Annotated in this window: 10 protein-coding genes and 1 pseudogene; 9 read left to right on the forward strand and 2 right to left on the reverse strand. The window is 68.0% G+C overall.

The window, feature by feature from the left end:
* Positions 1-9: 9 nt before the first annotated feature.
* Positions 10-1,182, reverse strand: a complete 1,173-nt coding sequence (locus NGK70_RS14290) for an isovaleryl-CoA dehydrogenase (protein ID WP_251969196.1) — start codon at positions 1,180-1,182, stop codon at positions 10-12.
* Between the two features lie 180 nt (positions 1,183-1,362).
* Between NGK70_RS14290 and NGK70_RS14295 the strand changes: the two genes are divergently transcribed.
* The 3 genes and pseudogenes from NGK70_RS14295 to NGK70_RS14305 all read left to right on the forward strand — a co-directional run bounded on the left by NGK70_RS14295 (position 1,363) and on the right by NGK70_RS14305 (position 4,330).
* Complete coding sequence (locus tag NGK70_RS14295) at positions 1,363-2,121, forward strand: TetR/AcrR family transcriptional regulator (protein WP_251969197.1); 759 nt, start codon at positions 1,363-1,365, stop codon at positions 2,119-2,121.
* Positions 2,122-2,314: 193 nt separating this feature from the next.
* The gene (gene phaP, locus NGK70_RS14300) at positions 2,315-2,884 is read left to right on the forward strand and encodes a TIGR01841 family phasin (protein ID WP_251969198.1); all 570 of its coding nucleotides are present in this window, start codon (positions 2,315-2,317) and stop codon (positions 2,882-2,884) included.
* Between the two features lie 324 nt (positions 2,885-3,208).
* A pseudogene (locus tag NGK70_RS14305) lies at positions 3,209-4,330 on the forward strand (IS5 family transposase).
* A 285-nt stretch (positions 4,331-4,615) separates the two neighbouring features.
* Here NGK70_RS14305 and NGK70_RS14310 read toward each other — a convergent pair.
* Positions 4,616-5,808 (reverse strand): IS3 family transposase gene (locus NGK70_RS14310; protein ID WP_251969199.1). Its coding sequence is split into 2 segments (ribosomal slippage): positions 4,616-5,553 and positions 5,553-5,808, totalling 1,194 coding nucleotides; the frame shifts between segments, so codons are not numbered across the junction.
* A 270-nt stretch (positions 5,809-6,078) separates the two neighbouring features.
* On the opposite strand from NGK70_RS14310, the gene NGK70_RS14315 reads away from it, so the two are divergent.
* The 6 genes from NGK70_RS14315 to NGK70_RS14340 all read left to right on the forward strand — a co-directional run bounded on the left by NGK70_RS14315 (position 6,079) and on the right by NGK70_RS14340 (position 13,932).
* Positions 6,079-7,719 carry a DUF1302 domain-containing protein gene (locus NGK70_RS14315; RefSeq protein ID WP_251969200.1) on the forward strand — a complete coding sequence of 547 codons (1,641 nt, stop codon included), beginning with the start codon at positions 6,079-6,081 and terminating at the stop codon, positions 7,717-7,719.
* A 34-nt stretch (positions 7,720-7,753) separates the two neighbouring features.
* Positions 7,754-9,166 carry a DUF1329 domain-containing protein gene (locus NGK70_RS14320; RefSeq protein WP_251969201.1) on the forward strand — a complete coding sequence of 471 codons (1,413 nt, stop codon included), beginning with the start codon at positions 7,754-7,756 and terminating at the stop codon, positions 9,164-9,166.
* A gap of 25 nt (positions 9,167-9,191) precedes the next feature.
* Entirely contained in the window at positions 9,192-10,187 is a 996-nt protein-coding gene (locus tag NGK70_RS14325; protein WP_251969202.1) for a WD40/YVTN/BNR-like repeat-containing protein, read from the forward strand.
* Between the two features lie 79 nt (positions 10,188-10,266).
* Positions 10,267-12,726 (forward strand): efflux RND transporter permease subunit, encoded by a 2,460-nt coding sequence (locus tag NGK70_RS14330; RefSeq protein ID WP_251969203.1) that lies wholly within the window; start codon positions 10,267-10,269, stop codon positions 12,724-12,726.
* A gap of 611 nt (positions 12,727-13,337) precedes the next feature.
* Entirely contained in the window at positions 13,338-13,625 is a 288-nt protein-coding gene (locus tag NGK70_RS14335) for a BrnT family toxin (RefSeq protein WP_251969204.1), read from the forward strand.
* Positions 13,618-13,932: a hypothetical protein gene (locus tag NGK70_RS14340; RefSeq protein WP_251969205.1), complete on the forward strand. Its 315-nt coding sequence runs from the start codon at positions 13,618-13,620 to the stop codon at positions 13,930-13,932. The genes NGK70_RS14335 and NGK70_RS14340 overlap by 8 nt, the downstream gene beginning before the upstream one ends.
* Positions 13,933-13,959: the final 27 nt, after the last annotated feature.

Consider the following 13,959-nt stretch of genomic DNA (forward strand, 5'->3'; position numbering starts at 1 on the left):
TCGGTGACCTCAGCAGGTTTCTGCAAACAACTCGCGGCCGATCAGCATGCGGCGGATTTCCGACGTGCCCGCGCCGATCTCGTAGAGCTTGGCGTCGCGCCAGAGCCGGCCGGTGGGGTACTCGTTGGTGTAGCCCACGCCGCCCAGCGCCTGGATCGCCTCGCCGGCCATCCAGGTGGCCTTCTCGGCGGTGTAGAGGATCACCCCAGCCGCGTCCTTGCGCAGCGTGCGACTGTGGTCGCCGCGGTCGGCCGCCTGGGCCACCGCGTAGCCGTAGGCGCGGCAGGCCTGGAAGGTCGAGTACATGTCGGCGATCTTGCCCTGCATCAGCTGGAACTCGCCGATGGCCTGGCCGAATTGCTTGCGCTCGTGCACGAAGGGCACGACCACGTCCATGCACGCGGCCATGATGCCCAGCGGGCCGCCGGACAGCACGATGCGCTCGTAGTCCAGCCCGCTCATCAGCACCTTGGTGCCGTTGCCTTCACCGCCCAGCACGTTTTCCTCGGGCACCTCGCAGTCGTCGAAGAACAGCGGATAGGTGTTGCTGCCGCGCATGCCGAGCTTGTCGAGGTGCTCGCCCTTGCTGAAGCCCTTGAAGCCCTTCTCGATCAGGAAGGCCGTCATGCCGCGCGCGCCCAGCTCCGGCTCGGTCTTGGCGTAGACCACCAGGGTGTCGGCGTCACCGCCGTTGGTGATCCACATCTTGCTGCCGTTGAGCACGTAGCGGTCGCCGCGCTTGTCGGCACGCAGCTTCATGCTGACCACGTCCGAGCCGGCGCCCGGCTCGCTCATCGCCAGCGCGCCGACGTGCTCGCCGCTGATGAGCTTGGGCAGGTACTTGGCGCGCTGCGCGTCGCTGCCGTTGCGGCGGATCTGGTTGATGCACAGGTTGCTGTGCGCGCCGTAGCTCAGACCCACCGAGGCGCTGGCACGGCTGATCTCCTCCATCGCCACCATGTGGGCGACGTAGCCCAGCGCGGTACCGCCGAGTTCCTCCGGCACGGTCAGCCCGTGCACGCCCAGGTCACCGAGCTTCTTCCACAGGTCGGCCGGGAAGAGGTTGTCACGGTCGATCTGCGCCGCACGCGGGGCGATCTCGGCCTGGGCGAAGTCACGCACCGCCTCGCGCAGCGCGGCGACATCGTCGCCCAGGGGAAAGGTGAAGGTGGATTCGAACATCGGTGTCTCCTGGCCTGGCGGCCGGCTTGTGGGCAGCGATCGACTTGTCTGAGTAACACTCAATACAAACCCTGAACCAGCCTTTGAACCAGCCGTCCAGCATCTGACCAAGTGCATCATGGCCGCCAATCTAACAGCATGGTGGCTGACGATCAAGCATTTTTGAGTGATACTCAACTCATGAGCGAACCCAGCGCCCAAGACCCGTCCACCAGCATCGCCGCCCCCGCCGCCGTTGCGGCCGCTCCGCGCACCCGACGCTCACCCGCCAGCGCAAAGAGCGAGCAGCGCATCCGCGACATCCTGCGCGTCGGCCGCGAGGTCTTCGCCGAAAAGGGCTATGAGCGCGCTACCACCACCGAGATCGCGCAGCGCCTGGGCATCAGCGAGGCCACCGTCTTCACCTACTTCCGTGGCAAGCGTGAGCTGTGCGTGCGGGTGCTGGGCGACTGGTACGACGAGATCATTGCCGCCACCGAGCAGGGCATGCCGCTCGGCCGCCCGATGCGCGAGCAGCTGCACTACCTGGTGCGCACCCATCTGCGACTGTTCCTGATCCAGGGCACCGGGCTGTGTGCGCTGGTGTTGTCCGAAGGGCGCTCCAAGGGCCAGGAACTGGGTGACAGCTTCCTGCCGCTGCAGCGACGCTATACCGCCCCGCTCATGGACCTGCTGGCACGTGGCCAGGCCAGCGGAGAGATCCGCCAGGACATGCCGCTGCGCCTGCTGCGCTCGGCGGTGCTCGGGCCGATGGAGCACATCCTGTGGGAGGTGGTCGCCGCGCCGGCCGCCAGCCGCACGGTGGACATTGACCGGGTGGCCGAGCAACTCGTCACGCTGCTCTGGTCGGCGGTGCAGGCCCCCTCGTCGGAGCTGGCCGCGCTGCGCCAATTGCGTGACGACGTGGCCTTTGCGCTGCAGCGCAGCAACAGCTCCTGACCCAGCGCTCGCAGCGCCAGGCCGCACCAATGCGGTTTCACGTTGTCACCAAAGCGACTTGTTAGAGGTTATTCCCTAATCATTGCTGCGATGCAGCAAATCACTTGCATTCACCTACCGGGGTCCTATACTTTCAACCATGCTGCAGTGCAACAAAGGCACTGAAACCTGATCCCAACCCACGGAGCCCCGCATGAACACCACTCCCGAGCAATTCGTCGCCGCCGGCAAGGCCAACCTCGAAACCCTGGTTGAGCTGAGCCAGAAGACCTTCGAAGGCGTCGAGAAGCTGCTGGAACTGAACCTGCAAGCCGTGCGCGCCACGCTGGCCGAGTCCGCCGAGCAGGCCAAGGCCCTGCTGGCCGCCAAGGACGCTCAGGAAGTGTTCGCCCTGCAGTCGGCCTACTTCCAGCCCGCCGCCGAAAAGGCCTCGTCCTACGGCCGTCAGGTGTACGAGATCACCTCTGCCACCCAGGCTGAAGTGTCCAAGCTGGTCGAAGCCCAGTTCGCTGCCACCCAGCAGAAGGTTGCCGCGCTGGTTGACACGGCCATCAAGAACGCCCCGGCCGGCACCGAGAACGCTGCCGCCCTGATCAAGTCGGCCATGACCGCTGCCAACAATGCCGTCGAGAACGTGCAGAAGGCCGCCAAGCAGGCCGTCGGCGTCGCCGAAGCCAACTTCGAAGCCATGAGCCAGAGCGCCAACCAGGCTGCCAAGGCCGCCACGGCTGCCGCTCCCAAGGCTCCGCGCCGCGCCGCCTGATCAGGCCAGCGCGGGAACGACACATCTGACGCAGTCAGGCGCGAAAACCGCACAACAAGGGCTTGAACTTTCCACCACCGCCCCGATCACAAGAGGGCGTCAAGCTGGAAAGCACCTCCTCGGTTTCCTGATTGCGCAATTGGTTGTCTCCTCGGTACCTCTCGAAAGTCTCTTTCCAGGTACCTTCAAACCCGGTGGTGTCCCCACCGGGTTTTTTTTTGCTCACATCAGGACGATGTCGTGTCGACCCTCTGAGAGGGTATCCCCGAAATGATTGACTAACCTGCGTGGGCCGAGAGAATTGGGCCACGCAGGAGGGCGATCATGGGCGAGGGCAAGTACAAGGGCGGGCGACCACCGCTGCTCAACGATGAGCATGTGGAGGTGCTGCGAGCGATCACCACAGAGCAGCCGCGCTCGTCGCTGGGCGAGGTTACGCGTGAGTTGGGCCGGCGCACAGGGATGAACGTTTGTACGGTCACTGTTCGCAAGGCACTTCGACAGGCGGGCATCGAGCGGGTAAAGCCGATTCGCAAGCCGACGCAGCGCGCGTTGGTGCGAGGCGGCACGCCACTGCGCGTGGGCTACACCGATGCCCACCGGCGTGAGGATGGCCCCAGCGGCATGAACACCGACTTGACCGAGGCGGAATGGGCGCTGGTGGCTGACCTGTTCGAGCGCGAGGGCATGCGTGGCGCCCCGCCGCGCTACGACCGGCGTACGGTTGTCAACGCCTGCATGTATCTGGTGCGCACGGGCTGCGCGTGGCGGTAGCTGCCCAAGAGCTTCCCGCCGTGGAAGGCGGTGCACAAGAGCTTCAGTCGCTGGGCCGCGGCTGGCACTTTTGAGGCTATGCACGACCGACTGCGCCAGCAGTGGCGCGACCGCATGGGACGCACACCCGAGCCCAGTGCCGCCATCATCGACGCCCAGAGTACGCGCAGCACCGCCCAGGGCGGGGACACCGGCTTCGATGCTGGCAAGAAGGTCAAGGGGCGCAAGCGCCATCTGGTGGTCGATACGCTGGGGCTGCTGCTGGCAGTGACTGTCACGGCAGCGAGCGTGCAGGACAGGGACGGTGCGGCCAGTGTCGTGGCCAAGGCCTGCGCCAAGGTGCCAGGCCTGAAGAAGCTCTACGCCGATGCCGCATATGGCGGGCAATGTGCGCTGGCCATCGAGAAGACCCACGGTATCAGCGTGGAGGTGGTGCGCCACCCCGCAAACCGCAGTACGGGCACGTGGAACAGCACGCAACAGCCCCTGTGGCCTGAGGTCGTGGCCAGCGGCTTCGTGGTGCAACCCAAGCGATGGGTCGTCGAGCGCACCCACGCCTGGAACGAGCGTGCGCGCCGCCTGGTAGCTCACCATGACCGATCCACCTGGGCTCCGGTCGCCTGGGTCTGGCTCACCGAAGCGCGTATCCTCGCAACCAGACTGGCGCAATAGGTCATTTCGGGGACACCCTCTGAGGGAACTTTTTCCTGGGTGGAATCACAACGCCCATGCGCAGCGACACCATCCGCACCGTCAATCGCTACAAGCGAGTGTGGGAGCAACTGGCCGACTTTGCTCGCGCCCAGGGCCTGCCGGCTACACGCGTGAACTGGCCCTGCGTTCGAACTGGCGAATGGCGTTCGCGATGGGGAGGTGATCAAGCCCGGCCAGCAGTGGCGGCGCCACCTGGTATTCGGTTGACCTTGCCCCTGAATCCCGTAGCTCTTAGCGCCCTTTTCACGCGGCCTTGTTGAGCAGTGCCGCGACCCAGCGTTCCTCGTATTGCCTGGGGCTGACGTAGCCCAGGGTGGAATGTAGTCGCCGGTGGTTGTAGAAGGCCAGCCAGTCGATCACCTCATCCATGGCCTGCCGCCGCGTGGCGAACCTGCGCCCGTGCAGTCTGCCTACCTTTAACCGACCCCACAGCCTCTCGGTGGGCGCGTTGTCCCAACAGTCGCCCTTGCGGCTCATCGACGACCGCATCGCGTACCCGGTCAGCGCCGTCTGGAACGCCTCGCCACAGTACTGGCTGCCACGGTCGGTGTGCACGATCAGCCCCGGCGGGGGGCGGCGGCGGAACCACGCCATACGCAGCGCATCCGTCACCAGGCTGGCGCGCATGTGGGGCCGCATGCTCCACCCCACCACCATTCGGCTGTGCAGGTCGATGAAGGCCCCCAGGTACAGCCAGCCCTCATCGGTCGCGATGTAGGTGATGTCGCTGGTCCACTTCAGGTTGGGGGCATCGGCTGCAAAGTCCCGCTGCAGCAGATCCGGCGCGATCGGCAGTTTGTGTTTGCTGTCGGTGGTGACGACGAACTTGCGTCGGCCCCGAGCCCTGATGCCGTGCTGCTGCATCAGGCGTCGAACCCGCTCCTTGCCCACGCGGTGGCCTCGTGCACAGAGTTCCTTGGTCATCCGCGGCCAGCCGTACTCCTGGCGCACCTCGGCGTGGCTGGCGCGCATGTGCGCCAGCAGGGCTTCGTCACTCAGGCGCCCCGAGCCCGGCTGGCTGGGCCCGCGCCGCCGCTGCCCGCGCTGGTGATCAAAGTACCCGCTGACGCTCACGCCCAGCACCTCGCAGCTCAGGCTCACCGGCCAGCTGTCCTTCATCGTCCGGATCCAGGCGTACTTTGCAGAACATCCTGCGCAAAGTACGCCGCCGCTTTTTTTGCGATGTCGCGCTCCATCTTCACGCGCGCCAGCTCCGCCCTCAGCCTGGCCAGCTCCATCTGCTCCGGCGTCACCGGCCGGTCACCCGCGCCGCCCAGCTGGCCGCGCTCGCTGGAACGCACCCAGTTGCTCAGGCTCGCCTTCGGGATGCCCAGCACCTTGGCCGTCATCCCCACCGACTGCCCCGCCTTGACCAGCCTGACCGCCTCCAGCTTGAACTCCTGCGTGTACTGACCACGCATCTGCTTCTCGCTCATCTCGTAGCTCCTGTCTCTGATTCCATCATCAGCCAAGAACTACGTTCTTCGGGGGTATGGTCAGGGCCGCGCCCCCCAGTCAAGAGGGGGGTGCCAGAGGAGCTGGGTCCACACAATTTCTCCACGGTCGCGCACGCCCTGCCGCGAGCGGATCGCCCAAACACCACGATCGGAGACAACGTGAACCCTGCTGCCCATCCCGGAGGCCCGGCCGGCCTCGTCCCGCCCTTGCGCCTGTCCTCCACCTGTGCGGCCGCCCTGTGTCTGGTCATGTCCCTGGCCGCCTCCTCCAGCGTGCGAGCCTTCGAGATCGACACCGGCGTGCCCGACCTGACGCTGCGCTGGGACAACACGCTGCGCTACAACTACGGCGTGCGCGTGGAACAGCGCGACTCCAAGATCGGCAACTCGGCCATTTCGGACGAGGGCACCTACAGCTTCGACCGCGGCGACGCGGTGGCCAACCGGCTGGACTGGCTGACGGAAATGGACCTGGTCTGGCGCAAGCGCTTCGGTGCGCGGGTCAGCGCCACCGCCTGGTACGACGCAGCCTACGGCAGCAAGGGTCGCTCCAATCCGAACGCACCGCTCAGCGGCATCCCCAGCTACGCCAACAACGAGTACAGCAGCACCACGAAGCGGCTCTACCACGGCGGCACCGGCGAGATCCTGGATGCCTTCGTGTTCGGCGGCGTGGACCTGGGCGAGGTGCCCGTCAACGCCAAGCTGGGCCGGCACACGGTGTACTGGGGCGAGTCGCTGCTGCTGGGCGGGCACATGCACAGCGTGGCCTACGCGCAGAACCCGCTGGACCTGCAGAAGGGCTTCGCGACGCCCGGCACCGAGGCCAAGGAGCTGTTCCGCCCGCTCAACCAGCTGTCGCTGCAGGCCCAGGTGACCGACACGCTGTCGCTGGCGGCCAACTACATGCTGGAGTGGGAGAGCGCCCGCTACCCCGAGGGCGGCACCTACCTCGGCCCGGTGGACTTCGCCTTCAACGGGCCCGACCGCCAGTTCGTGCCCGGCCTGGGCTTTGTTGCACGCGGCCAGGCCAGCGAGCCCGAGCAGCGCGGCGAGTGGGGCCTGGCGGCGCGCTGGAGCCCGGCCTGGCTGGACGGCACCGCAGGCCTGTACTACCGGCGCTATGCGGACAAGATGCCGCAGACCTTCATCACCCAGGCGCCGCCACTCGGGTCGGCACGCTACAACCTGATCTACGCGGGCGACGTCGAACTCTTCGGCCTGAGCCTGGCCAAGAACGTCGGCGGCGTCAGCGTGGGCGCCGAACTCTCGCAGCGCCGCAACACACCGCTGACCAGCCAGGTGCTGGGCGTGTCGATCGGCCTGCCGCAGGCCGGTGAAACCAAGGGCCCGCGCGGCGACACCTGGCATGCGCTGGTGAACCTGCTGGGCACGGTCGCGAAGACGCCGGTGTTCGACGCCGCCACCTGGGCTGCTGAGCTGCAGTGGTCGCGCTGGAGCAAGGTGCGCAGCGGTGCCAACCTCTTCAACGCGGTGGGCTACGCCCCCTGCATGGCCAACGGCACCACCCGCACCCGCGACTGGGACAAGTGGGACGGCTGCGCCACCAAGGAGTACGTCGGCATCGGCCTGGGCTTCACGCCCAGCTGGTTCCAGGTGCTGCCGGGCGTGGACCTGCAGCTGCCGCTGAGCTATGCGATCGGCCTGTCCGGCAACGCGGCCACGGTGTTCGGCGGCAACGAGGGGCTGGGCAACTACAGCGTGGGCCTGAGCGCCGACGTGCAGCAGCGCTACCGCTTCGACCTCAAGTACATCGACTACGTGGGCCGCTACCGCGACAACGGCACCGCCGTCACCACCCAGAACGGCTTCACCACCTTCCTGAAGGACCGCGGCTTCGTCAGCCTGACCTTCAAGACCACGTTCTGACCCGCCAGCACGGCAGCCCAAGAGGATTCCCACCATGCGCTCCCAACTCAGGTCCCTCAGGTCCCTCAAGTCCCTCAAGTCCCGCACCTCCCCGACCCAGCTGGCCCTGGCGGCCACCCTGGCGGCCACTCTGGCCGCCCTTCCCGCCGGCAGCAGCCACGCCGCGATCACGCCCGACGAAGCCCGTGCACTGGGCAGCACGCTCACCGCCATCGGCGCGGAAAAGGCTGGCAACGCCGCCGGCACCATCCCGGCCTACACGGGGGGGCTGACCACGCCGCCGGCCAGCTTCAAGCCCGGTGACGGCCTGCGGCCGAACCCCTTTGCGAGCGACAAGCCCCGCCTGGTGATCGACCAGAAGAACCTGCCGCAGCACGCTGCCCAGCTCACCGAGGGCACCAAGGCGCTGCTGCAGGCCTACCCAGGCATGCGCGTGGATGTTTACCCGACCCAGCGCAGTGTGGCCTTCCCGAAATGGGTGGGCGACAACACCGCGAAGATCGCGCTCAAGGCCCACACCGGCAACGGCGGGCGCTCCATCGAGGGCGCGCATGCCGGCTTCCCGTTCCCGATCCCGAAGAACGGCCACGAAGCGATGTGGAACCACCTGCTGCGCTTCAACGGCCAGGCCTACGAGGCCAAGTACCGCAACCTGTCGGTGGATGCCAGCGGGCGCGTCACGCTGGCCACCGAGGGGGTGAGCAACCAGGAGTACCCGTACTGGGATCCGGCCCGCGCGAGCGCCGACACCTACTGGCGCATCAAGCTGACCTACACCGGCCCGGCGCGCCGGGCGGGCGAGGCACTGCTCATCGTCGACCCGCTGGACGTGGGCAGCAAGGACCGCCGCGCCTGGACCTATCTGCCCGGCCAGCGCCGCGTCAAGGTGGCGCCCGACCTGGGACACGACACGCCCAACCCCGGCACCGCGGGCGGCAACACCTTCGACGACGTCTTCCTCTTCAATGGCTCGATGGACCGCTTCGACTTCAAGCTGATCGGCAAGAAGGAGATGATCGTGCCCTACAACGCCTACGCCGTGGTCTACGGCGCCAAGCAGGCCGACCTGCTCAAGCCCAACCACCTCAACCCCGACCTGGTGCGCTGGGAGCTGCACCGCGTCTGGGTGGTGGAAGCCACGCTGAAGGAGGGCAAGCGCCACGTCTACGGCAAGCGCACCTTCTACCTCGACGAGGACAGCTGGGCGGCCGTGGCCGCGGACAACTACGACGCGCGCGGCCAGATCTACCGCGCCGGCTTCGCCTACATGGCGCCCAGCTACGACCTGCCGGCGCCGTACAGCGACCTGTTCGGCCACTACGACCTGGTGTCGCGGCAGTACTCGCTGACCGGCTTCATCGCCGAGACCGGTGGGCTCAAGCACACCAAGCCGCTCAACGAACGCGAGTGGACCGCCGATGCGCTGGCCGGCGCCGGTGTGCGCTGAGCCGCGGCCGAACGGGCATCCGGCCATGAAGCGCCGCCACCTGCTCTGCACCGTCGGTGCCGGCACCCTGCTGGCCGCGGCGCGTGGCGCCAATGCCAACGCTGCAGCCGCCGCGGCCTTCCGCGACGCGCTGGACCTGCCAGCCACGCCCAGCCCGCTGGCGCCGCGCGGCCTCGTCACCGGCCTGGCCCGCGCCGGGGCCCGGCTGGTGGCGGTGGGCCAGCGCGGCCACATCCTCTGGTCGGATGACCAGGGCGGGAGCTGGCGGCAGGCCGAGGTACCGGTGTCCAGTGACCTGGTGGCCGTGTGCTTCCCGGACGAACGCCACGGCTGGGCGGTGGGCCACGACGGCGTCATCCTGCACTCCGCCGACGGCGGCCAGCGCTGGCAGCGCCAGTGGGACGGCCGGCGCCTCGGCGGCCGGGGCGCCGAGAACCCGCTGCTGGACGTGGCGTTCCGCGACGCCCGCCAGGGCCTGGCGGTGGGCGCCTTCGGCAGCCTGCTGCGCACCGACGACGGCGGCCGCAGCTGGGTGAGCGCCCCCGAGCTGGTCGACAACCCCAAGGGCCTGCACCTGTACGCGCTGCGTCAGGTCGGCAGCGACTGGTACATCGCGGGCGAGCAGGGCCTGCTGCTGCGGCGCGATGGCCAGCGCCTTGATCAAGGTTTCGTGCCACTGGCCCAGCCCTATCCCGGCACGCTCTTCGGTGTGGTCGGCAGCGCACGCGTGCTGCTGGCCCACGGCCTGCGCGGCAGCCTGCTGCGCAGCACCGACGCCGGGCGCAGCTGGCAGACCGTGCCGACCGGCCTGGGCGTGGGCCTGACCGGCAGCGCGGTCAACGGCCGCGGCGACATCGCCATCGTCAGCCAGGCCGGCCACGTGCTGCTCAGCCGCGACGATGGCGCCAGCTTCGCGATGCTCAAGACCGAGCGGGCCGCGCCCGCCGCCGCAGTGGCCTTTGCCGGCGACGCCCACCTGGTGCTGGCGGGCCCGCGCGGGCTGAGCCGTCTGCCACTCTGACCCTCCACGGGGCGGGCAGCGTCCAGTCCGCCGCGCCCCCGCCGATTTTCCCCACCTTCTTCTTCGAGGAGCACGGCCCATGCATGCCGTCACTGCGCCCCCCGGGCGCGACGCCCCCGGCGACCTGGCCGGCTTCGATCCGCGCAGCGGCTCGCTGCTGGAGCGCGCCGTCTTCAACCACCGCCTGATGGTCGTGCTGGCCTGCGTGCTGGTCACCCTGCTGCTGGCCGCGATGGCCGCCTCCAAGCTGCGCTTTGCCGCCAGCTTCGAGAAGATGATCCCGCGCAGCCATCCCTTCATCCAGAACTACCTCGCCCACAAGGACGAGCTGCGCGGCCTGGGCAACGCCCTGCGCATCGTGGTGGCCAACCCGAAGGGCGACATCTTCGATCCGGCCTACCAGGCCACGTTGAAGAAGGTCCACGACGAGGTCTTCCTGACGCCCGGCGTCGACCGCGCCTGGGTGAAGTCGCTCTGGGCGCCCGGTGTGCGCTGGACCGAGGTGACCGAAGAGGGCTTCCGCGGCGGCCCGGTGATGCCCGACAACTACGACGGCAGCGCCGCCGCCACCGAGCAGCTGCGCGGCAATATCGCCCGCGCCGGCATCGTCGGCAGCCTGGTCGGCAATGACTTCAAGTCCAGCATGCTGGTGGTACCGCTGCTCGACACCGACCCCACCACCCGCCAGCGGCTGGACGTGCAGCAACTCTCCCAGCGGCTGGAGCAGCTGCGCCAGCGCACCGAGGCCGGCGGCCAGGCCAGCGTGCACATCATCGGCTTCGCCAAGCTGGTGGGCGACCTGATCGAGGGCCTGCGGCAGGTGGCGTTGTACTTCGCCCTGGCCGCCGCGGTGGCCGCCGCCATCATCTGGCTGTACACCCGCTGCCTGCGCTCCACCGCGTTGGTGATGGCCTGCTCGTTCATCGCGGTGGTCTGGCAGCTCGGGTTGGTGGCTGCGCTGGGCTTCGAGCTGGACCCGTACTCGATCCTGGTGCCCTTCCTGGTCTTCGCCATCGGCGTCAGCCACGGGGCGCAAAAGATGAACGGCATCATGCAGGACATCGGCCGCGGCGCACACCGGCTGGTGGCCGCGCGCTTCACCTTCCGCCGCCTCTTCCTGGCCGGGCTGACCGCGCTGCTGGCCGACGCGGTGGGCTTCGCGGTGCTGGTGGTGATCGACATCGCCGTGATCCGCGACCTGGCGATCACCGCCAGCCTGGGCGTGGCGGTGCTGATCTTCACCAACCTGATCCTGCTGCCCGTGCTGCTGAGCTACGTCGGCGTCAGCGCTGGCGCCGCAGCGCGGGCCGTGGCGGCCGACCCGCCGGCCGGGCAATCGACCGGGCAATCTGCCGGACAGCCGGCAGGACAACCCGCTGGCCAACTCGGCGGCTTCGACCGCCTCTTCGAGCACCTGCAGTCCTTCACCCGGCGGCGCTGGGCCACCGCCACCGTGCTGGCCTCGGCCGGGCTGCTGCTGGGCGGCTATGCGGTCAGCACCCGCCTGGCCATCGGCGACCTCGACCTCGGCGCCCCCGAGCTGCGCGCCGACAGCCGCTACAACCGCGACAACGCCTTCGTCACCCGGCACTACAGCCTGTCCAGCGACAGCTTCGCGGTCATCGTCAAGACACCCAACGAGGGCTGCCTGAAGTACGAGACCCTGGTCGAGGCCGACCGCCTGGCCTGGGCGCTGCAGCAGGTCCCCGGCGTGCAGACCACCCTCAGCCTGGCCAACGCAGTGCGCCAGATCACCGCCGGCAGCAACGAGGGCGCGCCCAAGTGGCTCACCATCGCCCGCAACCAGGACGTACTCAACTACGGCGCCCAGCAGGCCAGCGTCAACAACCCGGACCTGTTCAACACCGACTGCTCGGTGATGCCCGTGATCGCCTACCTGGCCGACCACCGTGCCGACACGCTCGACCGCGTGGTGGCGGCGGCCGACGGCTTCGCGAAGGCGCACGACGCGCAGGATCCGGGTAACGAACGCCGCTTCCTCCTCGCCGCCGGCTCCGCGGGCATCGAGGCCGCCACCAACATCGTCGTGCGCCAGGCCTGGGTGCAGATGCTGGGGCTGGTCTACGCCGCGGTCATCGTGCTGTGCTTCATCACCTTCCGCTCCTGGCGCGCGGTGGTGGTGGCGGTGGTGCCGCTGGTGGTGACCTCGGTGCTCTGCGAGGCGCTGATGGTCGCGCTGGGCATCGGCGTCAAGGTGGCCACGCTGCCAGTCATCGCGCTGGGCGTGGGCATCGGCGTGGACTACGCGCTGTACCTGCTCTCCGTCCAGCTCGCCCAGCAGCGCGCCGGCGTGCCGCTCACCGAGGCCTATGCCAACGCACTGCGCTTCACCGGCAAGGTGGTCGTGCTGGTAGGCATCACCCTGGCCGCCGGCGTCGCCACCTGGGCCCTCTCCCCCATCAAGTTCCAGGCCGACATGGGCATCCTGCTGGCCTTCATGTTCGTGTGGAACATGATCGGCGCGGTGGTGATGATCCCGGCGCTGTCGCACTTTCTGCTGCGCGGGCGGGGTGAATGAAACACGGGTGCCGCGCAGAAGATCGGCGCACGTCAAGCTACTTGTCGCCTCGGTCATGCAGCCAACCTTCAGCGATCGCCATGACCATACTGACCTTCTAACTGCCGAAAGACATCATCGCCCAGGTCAACGCCGACACGGGCAAGTGCACTGCACGGGCAGCGGTCCTGGCGGCGCTGAAGGCGCACCATGACGAACGGATGTACGAGCCGCAGACACCGGAGCAATGTCCGGCGCGCATGCACGGCGTGGAATCGAGCGTGCGCATCACGCCGGACATGCGTGAGCTGGGCGTGACGCTGGCGTTTTCCCGGCGGTGAGGCTGCCGCGCTTCCTCGACGTGGTCTCATGTCGCATCCCACTGCGGGGGGCGCCCGATGTACCCGGCCCCAAGCCTCGGCCACAGCCGGCTGTGCACGGCGGGCGCTGCGTCATGCACTCGATCCTGGGCGGCGCTCACGTCCGGGGGGCACCACAGGCCCATCCAGGACAGGGCTTCCAGGCTCGGGTCACCCTGCTCAGTGAAGCTCGGGCACGCCGGGCCATACGTCCATCTGCGGTCCACGGCGCACCTGAAGACAATCGGCACACACGCCGCTATCATCGCTGTGATGAAGCCGTTCAGATGGCCCTCCGACAAGAACGACTTGCTCAAGGCTGAGCGTGGAATCTCCTTCGAGGAGGTCACGGTCGCCGTCGAGGCCGGGGCGCTGCTCGATGTGGTGCCACACCCGAATCCGGCGAAGTACCCACGGCAGAAGGTCATGGTGGTTGAAGTCGCCGGATACGCTTACCTGGTGCCTTTCGTGGAAGAGGATGACCATTTCCTCCTGAAGACCATCATTCCCAGTCGGAAGGCCACGCGGGACTTCATCGCGAAGGAGTCAGACGATGTCTAAGCTCGATCCCTACGAACTCGAAGTGCTCGAAGCCTATGAGTCGGGCAAGCTCAAGCCCAGCGCCGGCAGCGCCGAGTTGCAACGCCTGCGTGCTGCGGCCCGAACCACGGCCCTCAAAGACAAGCGCGTGAACATCCGCCTGTCTTCTGTGGATTTGCTGAACATCCAGGCGAAAGCCCTTGAAGAGGGCATGCCGTACCAGACGCTGATCGCCAGCGTCCTGCACAAGTACGTCACCGGCAAGCTGTCCGAAACCCGCCCGCCTGCGGCCGTCGCCAAGCGGCGCGCAACCCCTCGCTCAAGCTGACCCGCTGCGGCGGTCCGCGCCAGCCAT

The organism is Sphaerotilus microaerophilus (assembly GCF_023734135.1).
Classification (GTDB): domain Bacteria; phylum Pseudomonadota; class Gammaproteobacteria; order Burkholderiales; family Burkholderiaceae_C; genus Sphaerotilus; species Sphaerotilus microaerophilus.

What these genes read in the sequence shown, in the direction of transcription:
- NGK70_RS14290 (WP_251969196.1), bottom strand. Translation starts at nt 1,182, where the DNA reads ATGTTCGAATCCACCTTCACCTTTCCCCTGGGCGACGATGTCGCCGCG.
- NGK70_RS14295 (WP_251969197.1), top strand. Translation starts at nt 1,363, where the DNA reads ATGAGCGAACCCAGCGCCCAAGACCCGTCCACCAGCATCGCCGCCCCC.
- phaP (WP_251969198.1), top strand. Translation starts at nt 2,315, where the DNA reads ATGAACACCACTCCCGAGCAATTCGTCGCCGCCGGCAAGGCCAACCTC.
- NGK70_RS14315 (WP_251969200.1), top strand. Translation starts at nt 6,079, where the DNA reads ATGTCCCTGGCCGCCTCCTCCAGCGTGCGAGCCTTCGAGATCGACACC.
- NGK70_RS14320 (WP_251969201.1), top strand. Translation starts at nt 7,754, where the DNA reads ATGCGCTCCCAACTCAGGTCCCTCAGGTCCCTCAAGTCCCTCAAGTCC.
- NGK70_RS14325 (WP_251969202.1), top strand. Translation starts at nt 9,192, where the DNA reads ATGAAGCGCCGCCACCTGCTCTGCACCGTCGGTGCCGGCACCCTGCTG.
- NGK70_RS14330 (WP_251969203.1), top strand. Translation starts at nt 10,267, where the DNA reads ATGCATGCCGTCACTGCGCCCCCCGGGCGCGACGCCCCCGGCGACCTG.
- NGK70_RS14335 (WP_251969204.1), top strand. Translation starts at nt 13,338, where the DNA reads ATGAAGCCGTTCAGATGGCCCTCCGACAAGAACGACTTGCTCAAGGCT.
- NGK70_RS14340 (WP_251969205.1), top strand. Translation starts at nt 13,618, where the DNA reads ATGTCTAAGCTCGATCCCTACGAACTCGAAGTGCTCGAAGCCTATGAG.